Origin of the sequence: Kytococcus sedentarius DSM 20547, assembly GCF_000023925.1 — a bacterium.
In the GTDB taxonomy this organism is placed as follows: Bacteria; Actinomycetota; Actinomycetes; order Actinomycetales; family Dermatophilaceae; genus Kytococcus; species Kytococcus sedentarius.
Window position 1 is genome coordinate 1,862,945 of sequence record NC_013169.1, and the last position, 17,231, is coordinate 1,880,175.

15 protein-coding genes and 4 pseudogenes are annotated in these 17,231 nt (G+C 68.0%); 9 read left to right on the plus strand and 10 right to left on the minus strand.

The window, feature by feature from the left end; all coding sequences use genetic code 11:
* Positions 1 to 4: 4 nt before the first annotated feature.
* Positions 5 to 799 carry an NAD(P)H-dependent oxidoreductase gene (locus KSED_RS08760; protein ID WP_015779735.1) on the minus strand — a complete coding sequence of 265 codons (795 nt, stop codon included), beginning with the start codon at positions 797 to 799 and terminating at the stop codon, positions 5 to 7.
* A 66-nt stretch (positions 800 to 865) separates the two neighbouring features.
* Between KSED_RS08760 and KSED_RS08765 the strand changes: the two genes are divergently transcribed.
* The gene (locus KSED_RS08765) at positions 866 to 1,201 is read left to right on the plus strand and encodes a winged helix-turn-helix transcriptional regulator (protein ID WP_015779736.1); all 336 of its coding nucleotides are present in this window, start codon (positions 866 to 868) and stop codon (positions 1,199 to 1,201) included.
* A gap of 114 nt (positions 1,202 to 1,315) precedes the next feature.
* On the opposite strand, the pseudogene KSED_RS08770 reads toward KSED_RS08765, so the two are convergent.
* Together KSED_RS08770 and KSED_RS08780 are read right to left on the minus strand one after the other, a co-directional pair.
* A pseudogene (locus tag KSED_RS08770) lies at positions 1,316 to 2,505 on the minus strand (IS3 family transposase).
* Between the two features lie 157 nt (positions 2,506 to 2,662).
* Positions 2,663 to 3,379, minus strand: coding sequence for a helix-turn-helix transcriptional regulator (locus tag KSED_RS08780; RefSeq protein WP_015779738.1), 717 nt, complete (start codon positions 3,377 to 3,379; stop codon positions 2,663 to 2,665).
* Between the two features lie 85 nt (positions 3,380 to 3,464).
* On the opposite strand from KSED_RS08780, the gene KSED_RS08785 reads away from it, so the two are divergent.
* From KSED_RS08785 to KSED_RS14630, 5 genes and pseudogenes are all read left to right on the plus strand, one after another.
* Complete coding sequence (locus KSED_RS08785; protein ID WP_015779739.1) at positions 3,465 to 4,334, plus strand: NAD(P)H-binding protein; 870 nt, start codon at positions 3,465 to 3,467, stop codon at positions 4,332 to 4,334.
* Positions 4,335 to 4,401: 67 nt separating this feature from the next.
* Positions 4,402 to 4,614, plus strand: a pseudogene (locus tag KSED_RS14180) (helix-turn-helix domain-containing protein); the annotation flags it as partial.
* Between the two features lie 121 nt (positions 4,615 to 4,735).
* Positions 4,736 to 5,986: an IS256 family transposase gene (locus KSED_RS08790; RefSeq protein WP_012802028.1), complete on the plus strand. Its 1,251-nt coding sequence runs from the start codon at positions 4,736 to 4,738 to the stop codon at positions 5,984 to 5,986.
* A 61-nt stretch (positions 5,987 to 6,047) separates the two neighbouring features.
* Positions 6,048 to 6,812, plus strand: a pseudogene (locus tag KSED_RS08795) (IS481 family transposase); the annotation flags it as partial.
* Positions 6,804 to 7,361: pseudogene (locus KSED_RS14630) on the plus strand (integrase core domain-containing protein); the annotation flags it as partial. The pseudogenes KSED_RS08795 and KSED_RS14630, both read left to right, overlap by 9 nt.
* Before the next feature lie 73 nt (positions 7,362 to 7,434).
* On the opposite strand, the gene KSED_RS08805 reads toward KSED_RS14630, so the two are convergent.
* The 5 genes from KSED_RS08805 to KSED_RS08825 all read right to left on the minus strand — a co-directional run bounded on the left by KSED_RS08805 (position 7,435) and on the right by KSED_RS08825 (position 10,954).
* Complete coding sequence (locus tag KSED_RS08805; RefSeq protein WP_015779741.1) at positions 7,435 to 7,761, minus strand: helix-turn-helix domain-containing protein; 327 nt, start codon at positions 7,759 to 7,761, stop codon at positions 7,435 to 7,437.
* 49 nt (positions 7,762 to 7,810) lie between these two features.
* A complete protein-coding gene (locus tag KSED_RS08810; RefSeq protein ID WP_041291497.1) occupies positions 7,811 to 8,335 on the minus strand; it encodes a CinA family protein in 525 nt (174 codons plus the stop codon).
* Positions 8,332 to 8,952: a CDP-diacylglycerol--glycerol-3-phosphate 3-phosphatidyltransferase gene (pgsA, locus tag KSED_RS08815; RefSeq protein ID WP_015779743.1), complete on the minus strand. Its 621-nt coding sequence runs from the start codon at positions 8,950 to 8,952 to the stop codon at positions 8,332 to 8,334. Before pgsA ends, KSED_RS08810 begins: the two co-directional genes overlap by 4 nt.
* Positions 8,949 to 10,529, minus strand: a complete 1,581-nt coding sequence (gene rimO / locus KSED_RS08820; RefSeq protein WP_015779744.1) for a 30S ribosomal protein S12 methylthiotransferase RimO — start codon at positions 10,527 to 10,529, stop codon at positions 8,949 to 8,951. Before rimO ends, pgsA begins: the two co-directional genes overlap by 4 nt.
* 125 nt (positions 10,530 to 10,654) lie before the next feature.
* Complete coding sequence (locus KSED_RS08825; RefSeq protein ID WP_015779745.1) at positions 10,655 to 10,954, minus strand: hypothetical protein; 300 nt, start codon at positions 10,952 to 10,954, stop codon at positions 10,655 to 10,657.
* 267 nt (positions 10,955 to 11,221) lie between these two features.
* Between KSED_RS08825 and KSED_RS08830 the strand changes: the two genes are divergently transcribed.
* Positions 11,222 to 12,577 carry an IS256 family transposase gene (locus KSED_RS08830; RefSeq protein WP_373419158.1) on the plus strand — a complete coding sequence of 452 codons (1,356 nt, stop codon included), beginning with the start codon at positions 11,222 to 11,224 and terminating at the stop codon, positions 12,575 to 12,577.
* Positions 12,578 to 12,587: 10 nt separating this feature from the next.
* Here the strand turns inward: KSED_RS08830 and KSED_RS08835 are convergent, their stop codons facing one another.
* Complete coding sequence (locus KSED_RS08835) at positions 12,588 to 12,959, minus strand: hypothetical protein (protein WP_143827368.1); 372 nt, start codon at positions 12,957 to 12,959, stop codon at positions 12,588 to 12,590.
* A gap of 20 nt (positions 12,960 to 12,979) precedes the next feature.
* Positions 12,980 to 13,756: a DUF6318 family protein gene (locus KSED_RS15360; protein WP_237699521.1), complete on the minus strand. Its 777-nt coding sequence runs from the start codon at positions 13,754 to 13,756 to the stop codon at positions 12,980 to 12,982.
* A gap of 283 nt (positions 13,757 to 14,039) precedes the next feature.
* Here KSED_RS15360 and KSED_RS08845 point away from each other — a divergent pair, with 283 nt between their 5' ends.
* A complete protein-coding gene (locus KSED_RS08845; protein ID WP_015779749.1) occupies positions 14,040 to 15,773 on the plus strand; it encodes an HNH endonuclease signature motif containing protein in 1,734 nt (577 codons plus the stop codon).
* Between the two features lie 146 nt (positions 15,774 to 15,919).
* Positions 15,920 to 17,119 carry a dipeptidase gene (locus KSED_RS08850; RefSeq protein ID WP_041290915.1) on the plus strand — a complete coding sequence of 400 codons (1,200 nt, stop codon included), beginning with the start codon at positions 15,920 to 15,922 and terminating at the stop codon, positions 17,117 to 17,119.
* Positions 17,120 to 17,231: the final 112 nt, after the last annotated feature.

The following is a 17,231-nucleotide window of genomic DNA, read 5'->3' on the forward strand; positions in this document are numbered from 1 at the left end:
GCCGCTAATCCTCGATGTGCACTCGAACACCGTGCTCGCCGGGGCGGACATGCGGCGCGAGCTCCCACTCCGGGGTGTAGTCGCCGGTGAACTGCGGCCGGTACGGGATCGGCTCATCGGTGAACAATCCGTCGAGGCGCCGACGGAGATCGTCGCGTGCTCGCTCGTAGTCGGTGATGCGGTCGGCGCTGGGAAGCGCCCACGGCGAGAGGACGCTCATCCCGGTGTAGGCGAAAGTGCCGTGAAGCAGCCCAAAGAGCAGTTCGTGCAGCTCACCGGACTTCCCACGCGGACCGATGGCGTGCGGCCGGTCTCCGAGCGTGGTGACCACAAGCGCCCGCTTGCCGACGAACGGCCCCTGCTCGAAGCGTAGCCGCCGGCCGGTGGCGGGATCGGAGCCGAACGCGAAGCCACTGACGAACACCCGGTCGAACCACCCTTTGAGGATGGCAGGCATCCCGTACCACCACAGCGGGAACTGGACGACGACCGCGTCCGCTCGGCGAAGCTTCGCCTGCTCATCGACGATCTCAGCCGGCTGGGTGCCGGAGATGTAGGCGTCCCGGGTGTCGATGCTCACGCGGAACACTCCCGGCTCGTCACCGGCGACGTGCCCTCCGTCCGGAGCCCGCACGACCGGGTCCCACCCCATCGCGTAGAGATCAGACTCGACGACGGTATACCCAAGGCGGCACAAGTGTTCGACACCATCTCGACGTAGGCTGCCGTTCAAGGAGGATGGTTCGGGGTGGGCGCTGATCCAGAGGACTGTCGAAGCGGTGGTGTCGGTGCGGTGCATGTTCTCGATGATCTCGGATTAGAGTAGGTTCCACCAGTACGGACATTTTTGTCGCCAGGAGGGGTCATGCGTCTGCCGGTGTCGCGAGCGATGGAGGTCTGCCCGGTCGAGGTCGCGATCTCCGTGCTGGGAGGAACGTGGAAGCTCACGCTGGTCAAGCATCTTCTGGGCGGCACGCGGCGTTTCAATGAGCTTGGCCGACTCGTTCCTCTGGCGAACACGAAGACGCTGACCCGGCAGCTCCGTGAGCTTGAGGAAGACGGCATCGTCCGGCGCACGGCATATCCCGAGGTGCCACCGCGGGTCGAGTACGACCTCACCGAACGGGGTCGATCCCTCGAGCAGCTGGTGGACGCGATGGATGAGTGGGGTGCCGCGTTCGCCAGGCAACAGCGACCTTGATCACACGCGGTTACCCACGGGACACCATCCCGCCCTCCGATAAGTTCTCATCTCGGCACCTATCACGCTCGTTGATTGACCAGGCGTGATGCAGCCGTTGGTGACAGCGATGGTTTAGGCAGCGGCTGCTGCCGTGGTGGTGATCTTGTCCTCGTACTCGATGGGGGTCAACCCTCCTTGTGAGTCCTGTGGGCGTTGGCGGTGGTACTTGCGCTCGATCCAGACCACGATGGCCAGGTGAAGCTCCTGGCGGGTGGCTCAGCGGCGCTGGTTGAGCACGTTGGTCTGCAACAGGGACCAGAAGCTCTCCATGGCGGCGTTGTCTCCCGCTGCGCCGACGCGGCCCATCGAGCCGACCATGGCGTGACGGTTCAGCGCGTGGCCCATCTTGCGGGAGCGAAACTGCGATCCTCGGTCGGCGTGCAGGATGCAGCCGGCGACATCGTGGCCTTCGGCTTTGCGGCGGGCGACGGCGTTGTTGAGCGCGTCGACGGCCAGCGTCGCGGGCATCCGGTCGCTGATCGAGTAGCCCACGACGCGGTGGCCGCAGGCGTCTTTGATCGCGCAGCAGTAGAGCTTGCCCTCGCCCGTCCGGTGCTCGGTGATGTCGCCGAACCAGACCTTGTTGGGTGCGTCGGCGGTGAACATCCGTTGCACGTGGTCATCAAAGACTGGCGGACCCGTCTTGGTGCCCTTGCCGCGTCGTCGACGCTGCGCCGCCGAGAGGATCCCTGATTCTGAGCACAGCGCCCACGCGGTGCGCCTGCTCATCGACCAGCCCGCCTCCCTCACCTCGTGGCCGAGGAATCGGTAACCGAAAGTCGGATCCTCCAGATGGACGTCGTGCAGGGCGTTGATCCGGTGCGCCTGGACCCACTCAGCAGACGTGACCGGGTTCTCGAGCCAGCGGTAGTACAGCTGGCGGGCAAGCTTCAGAACCCGACACGCGACCGTGACGGGGACCCCGCCTTCGGCCAGCTCGCGCACGAGCGGGTAGATCATTTTGACGAGCCACCCAGCTTCAGGTTCGCCTGGGACAGGTAGGCCGCGGCTCGGCGCAGGACCTCGTTCTCTTGCTCCAGCAGCCGGTTGTGGCGCTTGAGCTCACGCAGCTCTGCTGCCTTATCAGAGGTCCTGCCTTGACGTTTGCCGTCCTCGACATCGGCGGCCTTGAGCCAGTTCGTGAGCGTGGCCTCGGCGATCTCGAAGTCCTCAGCGATCTGCTTCAGGGTGGTCTTCGAATCTCGCCCGCGACCGACAGCGACCACGTCCTCGCGGAACTCTTGCGGATAGGGAGCAGGCATAGCGACATCCTCTCCTCTGATGCTGCGCACCAGAAGTCAGCTGTCACCTATCGCTGCATCACGCCCCTACCCGGGATCGCTCGTGCATGTGGATGTGAAGAAGCTCGGGAACATCCCCGACGGCGGCGGCTGGCGCTATGTGTACTGACCGGAGAGGTTAGTTGACCTGGGCTGGTTGGCGTCCGAAGTCGGTGGTGAGCCAGTCCTCGATGGACGTGGGGGGAAAGTCCGGCAGGTCGAAGTCGCGAGGTGCTGGCCGTGGGCTTGCGTCGTGGATGCGGTCGAGGCGGAACAAGCGCCAGTCGTCGCGCTTCGTGTCGAAGGCAACTAGGTACCAGATGCCGTTGCGCAGGACGTGTCGGTACGGGTTCACGAGGCGTTCGGTGACTTCGCCGTGCTGGTCGGTGTAGGTGAATTGCAGGTGCTGCTGCTGGGCGACGGCCTCGGCCAGCAGGCCGAGCAGATGCCAGTCCGCGGTCTTGGCGACGGGGGTGATCACCTGGGTCGCCAGGGCGGTCGCTGCAGCTCGGTGTCGTAGGCGTGGTGGCAGGAGCTGTTCGAGTTTGGCCCGCACGGCCGCGGCGGCGGTGTCCGGGCTTCCGGCTTCCAGGATCAGCAGCCCCGTGACCAGGGAACAGACTTCGTCGGCATCAAGCAGCAGAGGCGGGATCTTGATGCTCGGCACCAGTCGGTAGGTGCCGCCCGGTCCGGGCGCGGAGCGGATGTCGTAACCGAGGGACCGCAAGCGGGAGATGTCCCGGCGAACGGTGCGCTCTGCGATGTCGAGGTGCCGTGCTAGCTCTAAAGCTGTCCAGGCGCGTCGGGTCTGTAACAGCGATAGCAATACCAAGGCGCGTGAGGAGGGGCTGTCCATGCGTACATTCTCGAACAAGTTGAGGACCAGATTAGGCCGGATCTCTAGTTAGCGTAGTGGGCACGACCTCACGAAGGGACCCCGCATGCGAATCGCGGTCACCACCCCGATGGGCCACGTCGGCCGACACGTCACAACAATGCTGATCCGAGCAGGAGTCAGGCCACTGCTACTGGCCCGCAGCCCCGAGAAGATTCCCCAGGCGGTGCGTAGCCATGCTGATGTGGTGCAGGCCGACTCCACCAACCCCGATCAGGTCACCGCGGCGACACACGGCGTGGATGCTCTCTATTGGGTCGATCCCAGCGTTCTGTCAGCCGATCCTCTCACGGACTACGCCGCGGCCACCCACACGGTGGTGGAGGCGGTCACCGCCAACCGGATCGGTCGCGTTGTGTTCCAGAGCAGTGTGGGTGCCGAGAAGCGCAATGGCGTCGGTGAAATCGACGGCCTCGCCGCTACCGAAGTCGCCCTGGACGGCCTCGACGTGGACGTCACCCACCTGCGCTGCGGGTACTTCTTCACCAACCTGCTTCTGGACGTCGAGGCCGTACGGCAAGGAAGCGTCCAGACAGTTCTGCCCCCAGATCACGCCTTCAGTTGGGTGGCTCCCCGCGACATCGCCGAGGTCGCCACCCTCAGACTGCTGAACACCGCGAGGTCCGGACACCGGATCCAGGCGGTGCATGGTCCGCAGGACCTGTCCTGGCAGCAGGTGGCCGAGATCTTGAGTGCCCAGGTCGGCTACCCGGTGCGGGTCGAGCAGATCAGTGACGAGGCTATGCGCGAGCAGTACCTGACCGCAGGGATGCCTCCTGGGATGGCCGACGCCGTTCTGGGCATGAGCACAGGGCTGCGCGATGACTTCGAACCCGAACAGCCACGATCCCTGGCCACGACGACACCCACCACGCTGACCAGCTGGATTCACGACGAACTACTCCCCGAGCTCTGACCGAACAGAACATCCCCCGACGGGCGGCCTTCTTGCGGAGGCCGCCCGTCTCTCATGAGGAGAGCCCATGTCCCATCCCAATGCAGCCCTGACTCCGCGCCACCGCCTGATCGTCGGCCGCCTCGTCGTCGACGAGGGCTGGACGGTCAGCGAGGTCGCCGCTCGGTTCCAGGTCTCCTGGCCAACCGTGAAGCGCTGGGCAGACCGCTACCGCGCCGGCCAGCCCATGCAGGACCGCAGCTCCCGACCCCACCGGTCGCCAAACAAGACGAGCAGGAAGATCAAGTTGAGTCCCGCATAGTGGTGTAGCGCGGTGGCCACGATGTGCCCGGACATGGGTGCGGTCACCGTGTGATCCTTCGAGTCAACCTTCCACAGAATCCTCGAACGGAGTCATCACGATGACCGCACCTCACATTGTGGACCCTGCCGGCCTGCTGAGCGAAGCCCTGGCCGAAGCCTCGCCGGACCTGATGCGCCACTTGCTGCAGCAGACCATCAACGCCCTGCTGTCCGCAGACGCCGACGCGGTGGTCGGCGCCGAGTACGGCCGCCCCAGCACGACCCGTACCGCCCAGCGCAACGGGTACCGTCACCGCGACCTGGACACCCGCGTGGGCACGATCGACGTGGCCGTTCCCAAGCTCCGCACCGGGACCTACTTCCCCGAGTGGCTGTTGGAACGCCGCAAGCGGGCCGAAACCGCGCTGATCACCGTCGTGGCCGACTGCTATCTGGCCGGGGTGTCCACCCGCCGCATGGACAAGCTGGTCAAGACCCTCGGTATCGACGGCCTGTCGAAGTCCCAGGTCTCGCGGATGGCCGCCGAACTCGACGAGCACGTCGAGGAGTTCCGGCACCGGCCCCTGGACACCGCCGGGCCGTGGACCTTCATCGCGGCCGACGCCCTGACCATGAAGGTCCGTGAAGGCGGCAGGGTCATCAACACCGTCGCGTTGATCGCCACCGGGGTGAACAACGATGGCCACCGCGAAGTCCTGGGCCTGCGCGTAGCAACCGGAGAGACCGGGGCGGCATGGAACGAGTTCTTCGCCGACCTCGTCGCCCGCGGCCTGACCGGTGTGCAGCTCGTGACCTCTGACGCCCACACCGGTCTGGTCGAAGCGCTGCGGGCCAACCTGCCCGGCGCGACCTGGCAACGCTGCCGCACGCACTACGCAGCCAACCTCATGTCGGTCACTCCCAAGAGCATGTGGCCAGCAGTCAAGGCCATGCTGCACAGCGTGTACGACCAGCCCGACGCCCCCGCGGTGGACGCCCAGTTCGACCGGCTCCTGGACTACGTCCAGACCAAGCTTCCCGAGGTCCACGCCCACCTGGACGCCGCTGAGGCCGACATCCTCGCGTTCACCAATTTCCCGAAGGACGTGTGGTCCCAGATCTGGTCGAACAACCCCGCCGAACGCCTCAACCGTGAGATCCGCCGCCGCACCGACAGTGTCGGGATCTTCCCCACCCGCCAGGCCGTGGTCCGTCTCGTCGGGGCCGTCCTGGCCGAGCAAACCGACGAATGGGCCGAAGGCCGCCGCTACCTGGGCCTGGACCTCCTGGCCCGCTGCCGCATGCACCTCATCCCCACCCCCCAGGAGGACACCACCACGACCACCGAGCTACCCGCCCTCACCGCCTGACAAACCACCCCACGACCCGAAGGACACCGCTACACCACTACCCGGGACTTGACCGAAGATCACCAGACGTTGCATCACTCTGAGGCTGCGCCTGAGGGAGGGGCTGGTGCAGTTGGCCTGCCGGCTGGGAATCGCTCCCTCGACCGTCCACCGCATCCTGCGCAACGCCCGCCTGAACCGGCTCTCGCATGTCGACCGCGCGACCGGAGAGCCGATTCGGCGCTACGAGCACGACCACCCAGGCGCGATGCTTCATGTCGATGTGAAGAAGCTCGGAAACATCCCCGACGGCGGAGGCTGGCGCTACGTTGGCCGCCAGCAGGGCGAGAAGATCCGCGCCTCGACACCGGGCAAGCCCAGGAACAAGTACAGCGACCCGTTGATGGGCAAGGCCTACGTCCACACCGTCATTGACGATCACACCCGCGTGGCGTATGCCGAGATCCACGATGATGAGACCGCTCCGACCGCCACCGCTGTGCTGGTCCGAGCCGTTGAGTGGTTCAACCAGCGGGGCGTCACCGTCGAACGAGTCCTGTCAGACAACGGCGGTGCCTACCGATCACATCTGTGGCGCGAGACCTGCGCCGAACTCGGCATCACGCACAAGCGCACTCGGCCGTATCGTCCGCAGACCAACGGGAAGGTCGAGCGTTTCCATCGCACCATGGCCGACGGGTGGGCCTACGCCCGCTGCTACACATCCGAAGCCGAACGACGCGGCGAACTCGACGGATGGCTGCACTACTACAACCGCCACCGACCCCACACAGCCTGCGGGAACAAGCCGCCCTTCTCACGATTGACCAACGTCACCGGTCAGTACAGCTATGTCGGCCGCCGCCAAGGCGAGAAGAACCGCTCCGCTACCCCGGGCAAGCCGCGGAGTAAGTGGCACAACCCCAAGCTCGAGTACGCGTTCGTACACACCGTCATCGACCACTCCCGCCTCGCTTACAGCGAGGTTCACGACGACGAAACCGCGATCACCGCCGTCGCCGTCCTGCACCGGGCGGTCGACTGGTTCGTCGACCGCAGCGTCATCATGGAACGCGTCCTGTCGGACAACGGCGCCGCGTATCGGTCCTTCCTGTGGCGTGACGCCTGCGAGGCACTTCGGGTCACCCCGAAACGGACTCGCCCGTATCGGCCTCAGACCAATGGGAAAGTCGAGAGGCTTCATCGAACCATGGCCGACGGTTGGGCCTACTCACGTTGCTACACCTCCGAGGGTGATCGTCGTGCTTCCCTCGACGGATGGCTGCACCAGTACAACCAGCACCGGCCACACAGCGCCTGCGATAACCAGCCGCCGTTCTCACGTTTGATCAACGTCCCCGATCAGTACAGCAAGGGCACCGTCGCAGCGTCCTGACGGGGCACGGCGGTCACGACCGAGCCGCACGCCCTCCCCGCGACAAGCGGGAAGGGCGTGCGGCGGGTTGGTCTCAGCCGACGGGGGTCGGGCGGAGCACCTGCTCCGGCGGGCCCCCCAGCGGCATGTTGGCCGGCGAGTCCGGCACGTTGACGGCCTCCTCGGCCTCGGCGATGGCCACTCGGACGGCCACGTCGTTCAGCATCTGCGAGACCGGCAACTCCAGTGCGCGGCAGATGGTGGCCAGCATCTCCGAGCTGGCCTCCTTCTCCCCGCGCTCCACCTCGCTGAGGTAGCCCAGGGAGACGGCTGCGTCCGAGGACACCTGGCGCAGGGTGCGCCCCTGGTGCCGACGGCGCTCACGCAGGACGTCGCCGACCTCGCGTCGAATGATCACCATGCGCGCCTCCTGCGTCTCGTGGGTCAGATCGGGTTCCCAGGGTCACCTGTCAGTGCGTCGTGTCCCCGAGGGGTTCAGTGAAGTCTAGTTGCCTGAGAATTTCCTGCAGCGCCGCCTCCACAGAAGCGCGTCGCACCGCGGTGCGGTCCCCGGAGAAACAGAACGCCCTGTGGGCGGTGGTTTGTTCCCCCGCCGCGACTCTCGCCACCCCGACGTACACCGTGCCGGCCGGGTGACCGTCCGTCGGACCGGGCCCCGCCACGCCGGTGGTCGACAGTCCCCAGGTGGCGTCACCCCATCGGGCCACGCCGGCAGCCATCTGCTCGGCGACGTCGGCGTGGACCGGGCCCTCGCGCGCGAGGAGCCCCGCATCGACGCCCAGCGCGGAGGCCTTGAGGTCGGTGGCGTAGGAGACCGCTCCCCCGCGCAGGGCCAGCGAGGCGCCGGGCACGTCGGTGAGGGCGGCGCAGACCAGCCCGCCGGTGAGGGACTCGGCGACCGCCAGGGTCTCCCCCCGCCGCGTGAGCTGCTCGATGAGGGTGCGCGCCAGGTCGTCGCCCTGCCCGCCGGTCACGAGCGCGCGCGCCCCTTGGCCCACAGGCGGCGGGCGTCCAGCAGGTAGTCGATGCCGGTCACCACCGTCACGACCACGGCGGCCACCATCACCACCCAGGCGATGGTGGCCACGACGCCGCCGACGGGCATCAGCATCAGGCCCACGGCCACGGACTGCAGCACGGTCTTGAGCTTGCCGCCGCGGCTCGCGGCCATCACGCCGTAGCGGATCACCACGAAGCGCACCACGGTGATCAGCAGCTCGCGGGCCAGGATGACGATGGTCACCCACCAGGGCAGCAGGTCGATCGCGCTGAGGCAGATCAACGCCGAGCCGATGAGGGTCTTGTCGGCGATCGGGTCGGCGATCTTGCCGAAGCTCGTGATCAGGTTGTGGCGGCGCGCGAGGTCGCCGTCGATGCGGTCGGTGATGGCCGCCAGGGCGAACACCGCGAACGCCCACCACAGCTCCAGGTGCTCGCCCCCGGCGCCGGGGTCGAGCAGCAGCAGCCACACGAAGACGGGCACCATCAGGATGCGGAGCACGGTCAGCGCGTTCGCGATGTTCCACGGGCTCGGCTCGGGGGCCGCCGCCTGGTCCGCGCCGGCCGCGGGGGTCCCGGGTGCGGTGCTCACGCCGTTTCCTCCTCGATGCGGGCCACCAGGTCCACGCCCTGGCTGTCGACCACCGTGGCGCGCACGATGTCGCCGACCGCCACGTCGGCGGGGGCGCCGGCGGCGTCGACGAGGATCGTCACCCCATCGACCTCCGGGCCCTGCTGCTCGGGGCGGCCGACCACCTGGGTGCCGGCCTCGCCCTCGTCCTCGTGGGCCTCCACCAGGACGCTCACCGCGTCACCGACGCGGTCGGCGGCCCGCTGGGCCATGACCTCCTCGGCGAGGTCGCGGATGTGGGCGACGCGCTCGTCGATGACCTCCTGCGGGAGCTTGCCGTCGAGCTTCTCCCCCTCCGTGCCGTCCTCGTCGGAGTAGCCGAATACGCCAAGCACGTCGAGCTGGGCGCGGGTGACGAAGTCGGCGAGGACCTCGACGTCCTGCTCAGTCTCGCCCGGGAAGCCGCAGATGACGTTGGAGCGCAGCCCCGCATCGGGCGAGGCAGTGCGCACCTGGTCGATGAGGCCGAGGAAGCCCTCGGCGTCGCCGAAGCGGCGCATGCGGCGCAGCAGCGGCCCGGAGGCGTGCTGGAAGGACAGGTCGAAGTAGGGCACGACGCCGGGGGTCTCGACCATGGCGCGGAGCAGTTCGGGGCGCATCTCGGCAGGCTGAAGGTAGCTCACGCGGACGCGCTCGATGCCGTCGATGGCAGCCAGCTCCGGCAGCATCGTGTCCAGCAGGCGGAGGTCGCCGAGGTCCTTGCCGTAGGAGGTGGTGTTCTCGCTGACGAGGAAGACCTCCTTGACACCGTTCTCCGCCAACCAGTGCGCCTCGGCGAGGACGTCCGTGGGGCGACGCGAGAGGTAGGCGCCGCGGAAGGCCGGGATGGCGCAGAAGGAGCAGCGGCGGTCGCAGCCGGAGGCGATCTTCAGCGGCGCCCAGGGCTTGTCGTTCAGGCGGCGGCGGATGATCGTCGAGGGGCCCGATGCGGGGGCGGGCGCGTCCAGGCGGGCGTCGGCGGGCTCGACGGGAGTCACCGCATCGTCCTGAACGGTCAGGCCGGCTTCGGCGAGGTCCTCGGCGGAGGCGGTGCCGTGGCCGGGCAGGGAGACGCTGGCGGCGCTGCCCTGGCGGGCGACGGGCGAGAGCGGGAGCAGCTTGCGGCGGTCGCCGGGGGTGTGGGCCTCGGGCGAGTGGCCGGCCAGCACGGCGCGCAGGGACGAGGACATGTCGGCGTAGGAGTCGAAGCCGAGGACGGCATCGGCCTCGGGGAGCTCGGCGGCGAGCTCGTTGCCGTAGCGCTCGGCGAGGCAGCCGACGGCGACGACGGCGCCGGTGCGGCCCTCCTCCTTGAGGTCGTGGGCGTCCAGGACGGCGTCGATGGAGTCCTTCTTGGCCTGGTCCACGAAGCCACAGGTGTTGACCACGGTGACGTCCGCGCCATCGGCCTCGTCGACGAGTTCCCAGCCGGCGGCGGCCAAGCGGCCGGCCAGCTCCTCGGAGTCCACCTCGTTGCGGGTGCACCCGAGGGTCGCGATGTGGACGCTGCGGCGCTCGGTGTCGGGCGCTGCGGCGCGGTCGGTGGTGGCAGAGCTCATGGGTCAAGGGTAGGCGGCCGCGCGCGGGGTAGGGGCCGGGTGGCGCTGCGGCGGGGGCTTGGTGATGCGACGCACACGGTGGGGGTGGGTGGGATGGTCGGGGCGGTTGGGCGGGGCGGCCCTGGTCAGGTGGGGGGTTGGACGAGTTCGGTGGTGTATTCGGTGGGGGTCAGGGTGATGGGGTTGCCGGTGACTTCGACGTCGATTCCCAGGGGTCGCCAGGGGCCGCCGTCCAGGGAGTAGCGGCCGGTGTAGGTGGCGGTGATGCGGGGTTGGACGGGGTCGGTGGTCTCGTAGGTGTGGGTGATGGTGCCGTCGGGGTAGGGGGCGCCGGTGTTGGTGGTGGGGCCGTGGGTGGTGCCGTCGCCGTAGTCGTAGGTGATGTTCTTCAGCTCGGGCATGATCTTGAGGTCGCGGCCGAGCATCTGTGCTGGCGGGATGGCGCGGACCTCGCCGGATTCGTAGCCGGCTTCGGCGAAGTCGGTCGTGAAGTAGACTGGTTTGTTGACCAGTGGGTCGGTGCGGGGTGGGTCGGTGGCCGGGACCGGTAGGGCGAACTTCGTGACTGTGAAGGCCTTGGCGATGCGCGCGTCCGCGACCTGGCCGGACCGGCCGGGGATGGCCTCGGGGAAGCAGGTGCGGGCCTGTCAGATGGTCTGTGTAAGCCGTACTGAGAGGAACGGTGAAGGATCATGACCATGACTGACAAGGAGCAGCGGGCTGGTGCCCAGCCCTCGGGGCAGGACTTGGTGGAGGAGTTGAAGGCTTCGGGGCAGTTGGACGGCTTGTTCGCGCAGATCGATGCCGGGCAGGTTGAGCTGACCGGGGATGGTGGTTTCGTCCCGGCGTTGGTGAAGGCTGCCCTGGAGCGTGGGTTGCAGGCCGAGCTCAGCAGTCACCTGGGCTACGAGAAGGGCTCGGTGGACGCTTCAGCGCACAGCAACTCGCGCAACGGGTCCACCCCGAAGACGGTCGCCTCAGAGGTGGGATCGATCGAGTTGGACGTCCCCCGGGACCGGGACGGGTCGTTCACTCCCCGCCTGGTCCCCAAGGGTCAGCGTCGGCTGGGCGGGTTGGACGACATGATCATCAGCCTCTACGCCGGGGGCATGACGATCCGGGAGATCCAGCACCACCTGGCTGGCACGATCGGCACCGAGCTGTCCCACGAGACGATCAGCAAGATCACCGACGCGGTCGCCCAGGAGGTGCTGGCCTGGCAGGACCGGCCGTTGGAGGAGTTCTACCCGGTGCTCTACCTAGACGCGATCCGGGTCAAGATCCGCCAGGACCATCAGGTGCTCAATCGGGCGGCCTATCTCGCGGTCGGTGTCGATCTGGAGGGTGTCAAGCACGTCCTGGGGATCTGGGTCCAGGACACCGAGGGATCGGCGTTCTGGGCTCACGTGTGCGCCGACCTGGCCAACCGTGGCGTGTCCGACGTGCTGATCGTGTGCTGCGACGGGCTCAAGGGGCTGCCAGAGGCGATCGAGGCGACCTGGCCGGACTCGATGGTCCAGACCTGCGTGGTCCACCTGATCCGCGCGTCCACACGGTTCGTGTCGTACACCGACCGCAAGAAGGTCGCCAAGGAGCTCAAGCCGATCTACACCGCCGCCACCGAGCAGGCCGCCAGAGCCGCGTTGGAGGACTTCGCGGCCAGCGAGATGGGCCGGAAGTACCCCTCGGCGGTCGCGACCTGGCAGGCAGCGTGGGAGCGGTTCGTCCCGTTCCTGGCCTTCCCGCCGATGCTGCGGCGGGTGATCTACACGACGAACTCCATCGAGTCGTTGAACTATCAGCTGCGGAAGGTCACCAAGTCCCGCGGGCACTTCCCCTCGACCGACGCCGCGGTCAAGCTGCTGTGGCTGGCGATCTGCAACATCGAGGACCGACGAGCCGCTGAACGAGCCCGTGAGAAGGGCAAGCCGGCGGCCGAACGCAAAGCCAAGGGCCGCCTCGTCCAGGGCCAGGTCGTCACCAACTGGAAACAGGCACTGGCCCAACTCGCAGCGGCCTACCCCGACCGAATCAACCCCTACCTGTGAACACCCCCGCTTACACAGAAACCTTGACAAGCCCGCAGGTGCTGCCGATCTCCTCCCACGTGGACTGGACACTGTCGTCCTCGGTCAGCAACTCCCGACGAGCGATCACCATCCACGGACCATCACCTGGAGCCGTGTCGCACTTGATCTCGGCCTCGGTGCACATGTTGCCCTCAGAGGAACCCGGGGTCCGCCCAGAACACATCGGCTGCGACGAGTACTCGTAGTACGACACCGGCGGATCCTTCGGACGCGCCGGTGCCGAGTCCGGCGGGAACTCATCCGCGAGGGCCTGTACTTGCTCAAGCGTCAGGCCGACGGACACGCCATCACCATCACGATCACAGTCGACGTAGGAGTCGCACGCCGTGACGCTGTTCAATGCGAGCAGAGTCTCCGCGATCACTGGTCGAGTTCCACCCATTCGCCAGCGGTGGGGTCGGTGGGGATCTTGTCGATCCGCCAGCCGCCGGCGTAGTGCATGTTCAGGCGGAGTCCCAGTCCGTCGATCGCCGGTAGGTCCTTGATCTTTTCCCCCGAGGCGTCCACTTGACGAGCGGGAGGTTGGCTTACCACCACGATGACCTCGTGCGTCGATGGGCTCTCCCCGCCAGCGACGTGAGTGCCGACGATGCGCGCAGCCTCCCCCTCCTGATGTTCTCCTGACTGTTCCTGCTCGCGAAAGGTCTGCTCGTAGTTTGCGCACTGCCGACAGGTGGGTGCAGAGAATTGTTCGATCGCGCCAGCTTGGGGTTGCTGCCAGAGGTGGTTGAGGGTCTCGACGTACCAGCGGGCGAAGGCCTCGGCGCCTTCCTCGGAGTTCTCCTTGGCCGCTGGGGGCATCGGTGGCAGGCTGGCGGCGTCGCCGGAGGGCGGGCTGGCCCCGTCGGAGGGTGACGGGGTCGCACTGCCCGAGCCAGAGGGGGCGGGGCTGGACGGGCTGGGCGAGGTGCCCGCATCGGAGGGCGAGACCGACGGGCTCGGATCCTCGCTGGGTCCCGTATCGGTCGGCTCGCTGGAGGGCGAGCCAGAAGGACTGGTCTCGCCGGCGGGGCTGGATTCTTCGGCGGGGCCGGAGGAGCTCGGGGAGGGTGGGTCCTGTGCCTCGTCGGAGCAGGCGGCCAGCGTGAGGGAACCGGCCAGGGCGGCGGTCAGGAGCATGTGTCGTGTGGTGTTCATCAGGGCCTCGAGGGGTCGACGTCTCTGCTGCTTTTGCACCATGGCACAACCCCCGGGCCCGGGGAACGGTTTGTCCACAGGATCTGGGTAAAGACTTGACCAAGGTTCACCGGCGGCCGTGCTCCCCCTGTCGTAGTCCACAGGTGGGCCGGGCATCCGATAGACGGCGGGCACTCGTCCACATGTACTATCTAGGGCTTGACTGTTGTCGGTGGTGTGTACTAGTCTGGGGGTAGTTGGTTGGACAGGGGGTTCGACCACACAGCCCGGGAGGGGGTGCTCCATGGCCATGACCACAACCGCGTCGACCCAGTCGACGACCGATGATGCCGTCGCGGTAGCCCGGGAAGCCTTCGCGGCCGTGCACACCGCCGCCGACCACGCCCTGGCCGCGGTCGCGGCACTGGGGTCGACCGACCTGCCGTTGGACGTGGCGACCTTGGAGTGGCTCGTCCAGGAAGCCCAACGCGTGGTCAACCGGCACGACCGGATCAGGATCCGCGCCCTGGATGTGGTGCGTCGTACCCGGGAGGCTGGCGGGTCGCACCACGACAACGACGCCCAGTTCACCGCCGGACGCACCCACACCGACCCCCGAGGCGCCGCCCGCGACACCCACCTCGCCAAAGCCCTCGGCAACCAACCCCCCACACCCCCGCCAAACGGTCCCAAGGGCGCTCCCCCGGCGGGCCCTGAAGGTGCAGGCGAGCTCGGCGACGGCACGCACGGCGACCACGGCCCGGGCGGCGCACCCGGTGACGCGCCGGATACGGGTGCTGATGGTGCTGATGGTGTTTTGTCGCCGACGGCTGCGGCTTGGGACGCCGGGCTGATCACCCGCGAGCACGCACTGATCATCACCGGCGCTCTGGACGACCTGCCCGAGCACCTCACCGACGGGCAGCGCCTGACCGTCGAAGAAGGGCTGGTCGCCAAGGCCCAACAGGTCAACCCCGCCACCCTGCGCAAGGCAGCCAAACGAGCCCTGGAAGCACTCGACCTGCCCGACGCCGAGGTCGACGCCCACCACGACCAGCTCCTGCACAACCAAGAACGCGCAGCGTGGGACGCCGCGAGCTTCTGGATGCGCGACAACCACGACGGGACCTGGTTCGGACAGTTCACCCTGCCCGAACTCCAAGCCCACATGCTCAAGAAAGCCCTCGAAGCCCTCACCAACCCCCGCCGCCGCACGAACCACCCCAACAACCCCAAGGCGGGCAATGGCGCAGCCGAAGGCGGCGTCGCGCCGACGGGAGCTGGCATGGCCGCACCGACGGGTGATGGTCGGTTCGACCGGGCAGTGCGTGACCAGCAGCGCGGACAAGCACTGGCCGAGCTCATCGACCACCTGCCCACCGACCAGCTCGGCACCAAGATCAACGCCACCGTGCTGATCCGCACCGACCTGGCCACCCTCCGCGGCGAAACAGACCGGGCCGGGATCACCGACACCGGCACCGAGATCTCCACCAGCGAACTACGCCGCCTGGCCAGCAACGCCGGACTCATCCCCATCGTCATGAACGGCACCACCATCCCCCTGGACCTCGGAAGGCAACGCCGGTTCTTCACAGACTCCCAACGAGCAGCCCTGGCACTGGTCTACGACACCTGCGCCGCCGGCGACTGCGACCGACCCTTCGCCTGGTGCGAAATCCACCACGCCCAACCCTGGAAACCCGTCCACGGACCCGACGGACAACTCCTCCACCCCGGCGCAGGCAAAACCGACCTCACCAACGCCATCCCCCTGTGCGGCAAACACCACCGCCAACTCACCGACCACCGCCTGACCCACACCATCCACCGCGACCACCACGGCAAAGCCGCCATCACCTACACCTGGCGCAAACCCGGAGACCCCTGGAACACCAGCGACCCCTGGAACCAGGCCACACCACCCACCGCACCCCCCCACCAACCCCCGCAAGGAACCAGTGACCCCCCGCCCCGGGCCACCACCCCACCGACCCCCGGCACCCGCGCCTGGCCGACCCCAGACACCCGTCCATGACCACCGGACGTCCATCCATGACCGCCACCCATGGGAGCCATCCCATGACCAGCTCCGGTCACCCCCAGATGAGCTCGGCCGGCCTGCCGCACGAGGCCCTGGCCACCGCCGGGCGAGGCAGGACACCCGCCGGGCACAATGGCGGTATGACTGACATCGCTGCCGTGCGTTCCATGCTGCGCGAGTTCCCACTCGTCGACGGCCACAACGACCTTCCGTGGCGGCTGCACGCCCTGTCGCAGGCCGATGCCGAGTCGACCGATCTGACCGTCGCCGACATCGGAGCCGGGACCCTGGGGACGGCCACGCAGACCCACACCGACCTGCCTCGCCTGCTGGACGGCGGCATCGGTGCGCAGTTCTGGAGCGTGTTCGTCCCGGCCCACCTCTCCGGTGACGACGCCGTCTCCATGACCCTGGAGCAGATCGACCGGGTGCGCGCCCTGGTCGAGATGTTCCCCGACCGCCTCGAGCTGGCAGACACGGCCGCCGACGTGCGCCGCATCCACGCGTCGGGCCGCATCGCGAGCCTCATGGGTGCTGAGGGCGGCCACAGCATCAACAACTCCCTGGCGACGCTCCGCATCCTGCGTGAGCTCGGGGTGCGGTACATGACCCTGACCCACAACAGCAATGTCGACTGGGCGGACAGCGCGACCGACGACGAGAACATCGGCGGGCTGAGCCGCTTCGGCACCGAGGTGGTGGCCGAGATGAACCGGATCGGCATGCTCGTGGACCTTTCGCACGTCTCGGCAGGCACGATGCGGGACGCTCTGGCCGCCTCCCGCGCCCCCGTCGTGTTCACCCACTCCGGTGCGCGCTCGGTCACTGACCACCCGCGCAACGTCCCCGATGACGTCCTGGACCGCTTGGCCTCGAACGGTGGCGTCTGCATGGCGACCTTCGTGCCCAGCTTCGTCAACCAGGGCGCCGCGGACCACCGCTTCGAGCGGGAGGACGCTGCCCGGGCTGCGGGCCTCGAACCCACCTCCGACGGATGGCACCCCTTCCTCGACCGGTACATGGAGGAGCACCCGCCCCCCGTGGCCACGATGGACGACGTGGTGGCACACATCGAGCACCTGCGTGAGGTCGCGGGGATCGACCACATCGGGCTCGGCGGCGACTATGACGGCACGCCCACCCTGCCCGAGGGTCTCGAGGACGTGACCGGCTACCCACGCCTGCTGGCCGCGCTGGCGGACCGCGGATGGAGCCGGGACGACCTGGAGAAGCTCGCGGGGGCCAACATCCTGCGTGTGCTCGAGGCTGCGGACACCGTGGCCGACGTGTTGAGCGACGAGCCCGGGCGGCGGTGGCGCATCGAGCAGCTGGACAGCTGAGGGTCCGCGGGCCCGCGGGGCTGGGCTGGACGTCTGAGGGCCCCGGGCCCCGGGCCCCGGGCCCCGGGCCCGCGAGGCTGGCGGGTCGGCTGGTGGCTCTGGGTCGTACCGA

Coding starts and splice junctions, on each gene's coding strand:
- KSED_RS08790 (WP_012802028.1), top strand. CDS start 4,736: ATGACCGCACCTCACATTGTGGACCCTGCCGGCCTGCTGAGCGAAGCC.
- rimO (WP_015779744.1), bottom strand. CDS start 10,529: ATGAGCTCTGCCACCACCGACCGCGCCGCAGCGCCCGACACCGAGCGC.
- KSED_RS08850 (WP_041290915.1), top strand. CDS start 15,920: ATGACTGACATCGCTGCCGTGCGTTCCATGCTGCGCGAGTTCCCACTC.
- KSED_RS08780 (WP_015779738.1), bottom strand. CDS start 3,379: ATGGACAGCCCCTCCTCACGCGCCTTGGTATTGCTATCGCTGTTACAG.
- KSED_RS08825 (WP_015779745.1), bottom strand. CDS start 10,954: ATGCTCGGCCGCGACCTCAAGATCATGCCCGAGCTGAAGAACATCACC.
- KSED_RS15360 (WP_237699521.1), bottom strand. CDS start 13,756: ATGAACACCACACGACACATGCTCCTGACCGCCGCCCTGGCCGGTTCC.
- KSED_RS08845 (WP_015779749.1), top strand. CDS start 14,040: ATGGCCATGACCACAACCGCGTCGACCCAGTCGACGACCGATGATGCC.
- KSED_RS08760 (WP_015779735.1), bottom strand. CDS start 799: ATGCACCGCACCGACACCACCGCTTCGACAGTCCTCTGGATCAGCGCC.
- KSED_RS08765 (WP_015779736.1), top strand. CDS start 866: ATGCGTCTGCCGGTGTCGCGAGCGATGGAGGTCTGCCCGGTCGAGGTC.
- KSED_RS08830 (WP_373419158.1), top strand. CDS start 11,222: ATGACCATGACTGACAAGGAGCAGCGGGCTGGTGCCCAGCCCTCGGGG.
- KSED_RS08785 (WP_015779739.1), top strand. CDS start 3,465: ATGCGAATCGCGGTCACCACCCCGATGGGCCACGTCGGCCGACACGTC.
- KSED_RS08805 (WP_015779741.1), bottom strand. CDS start 7,761: ATGGTGATCATTCGACGCGAGGTCGGCGACGTCCTGCGTGAGCGCCGT.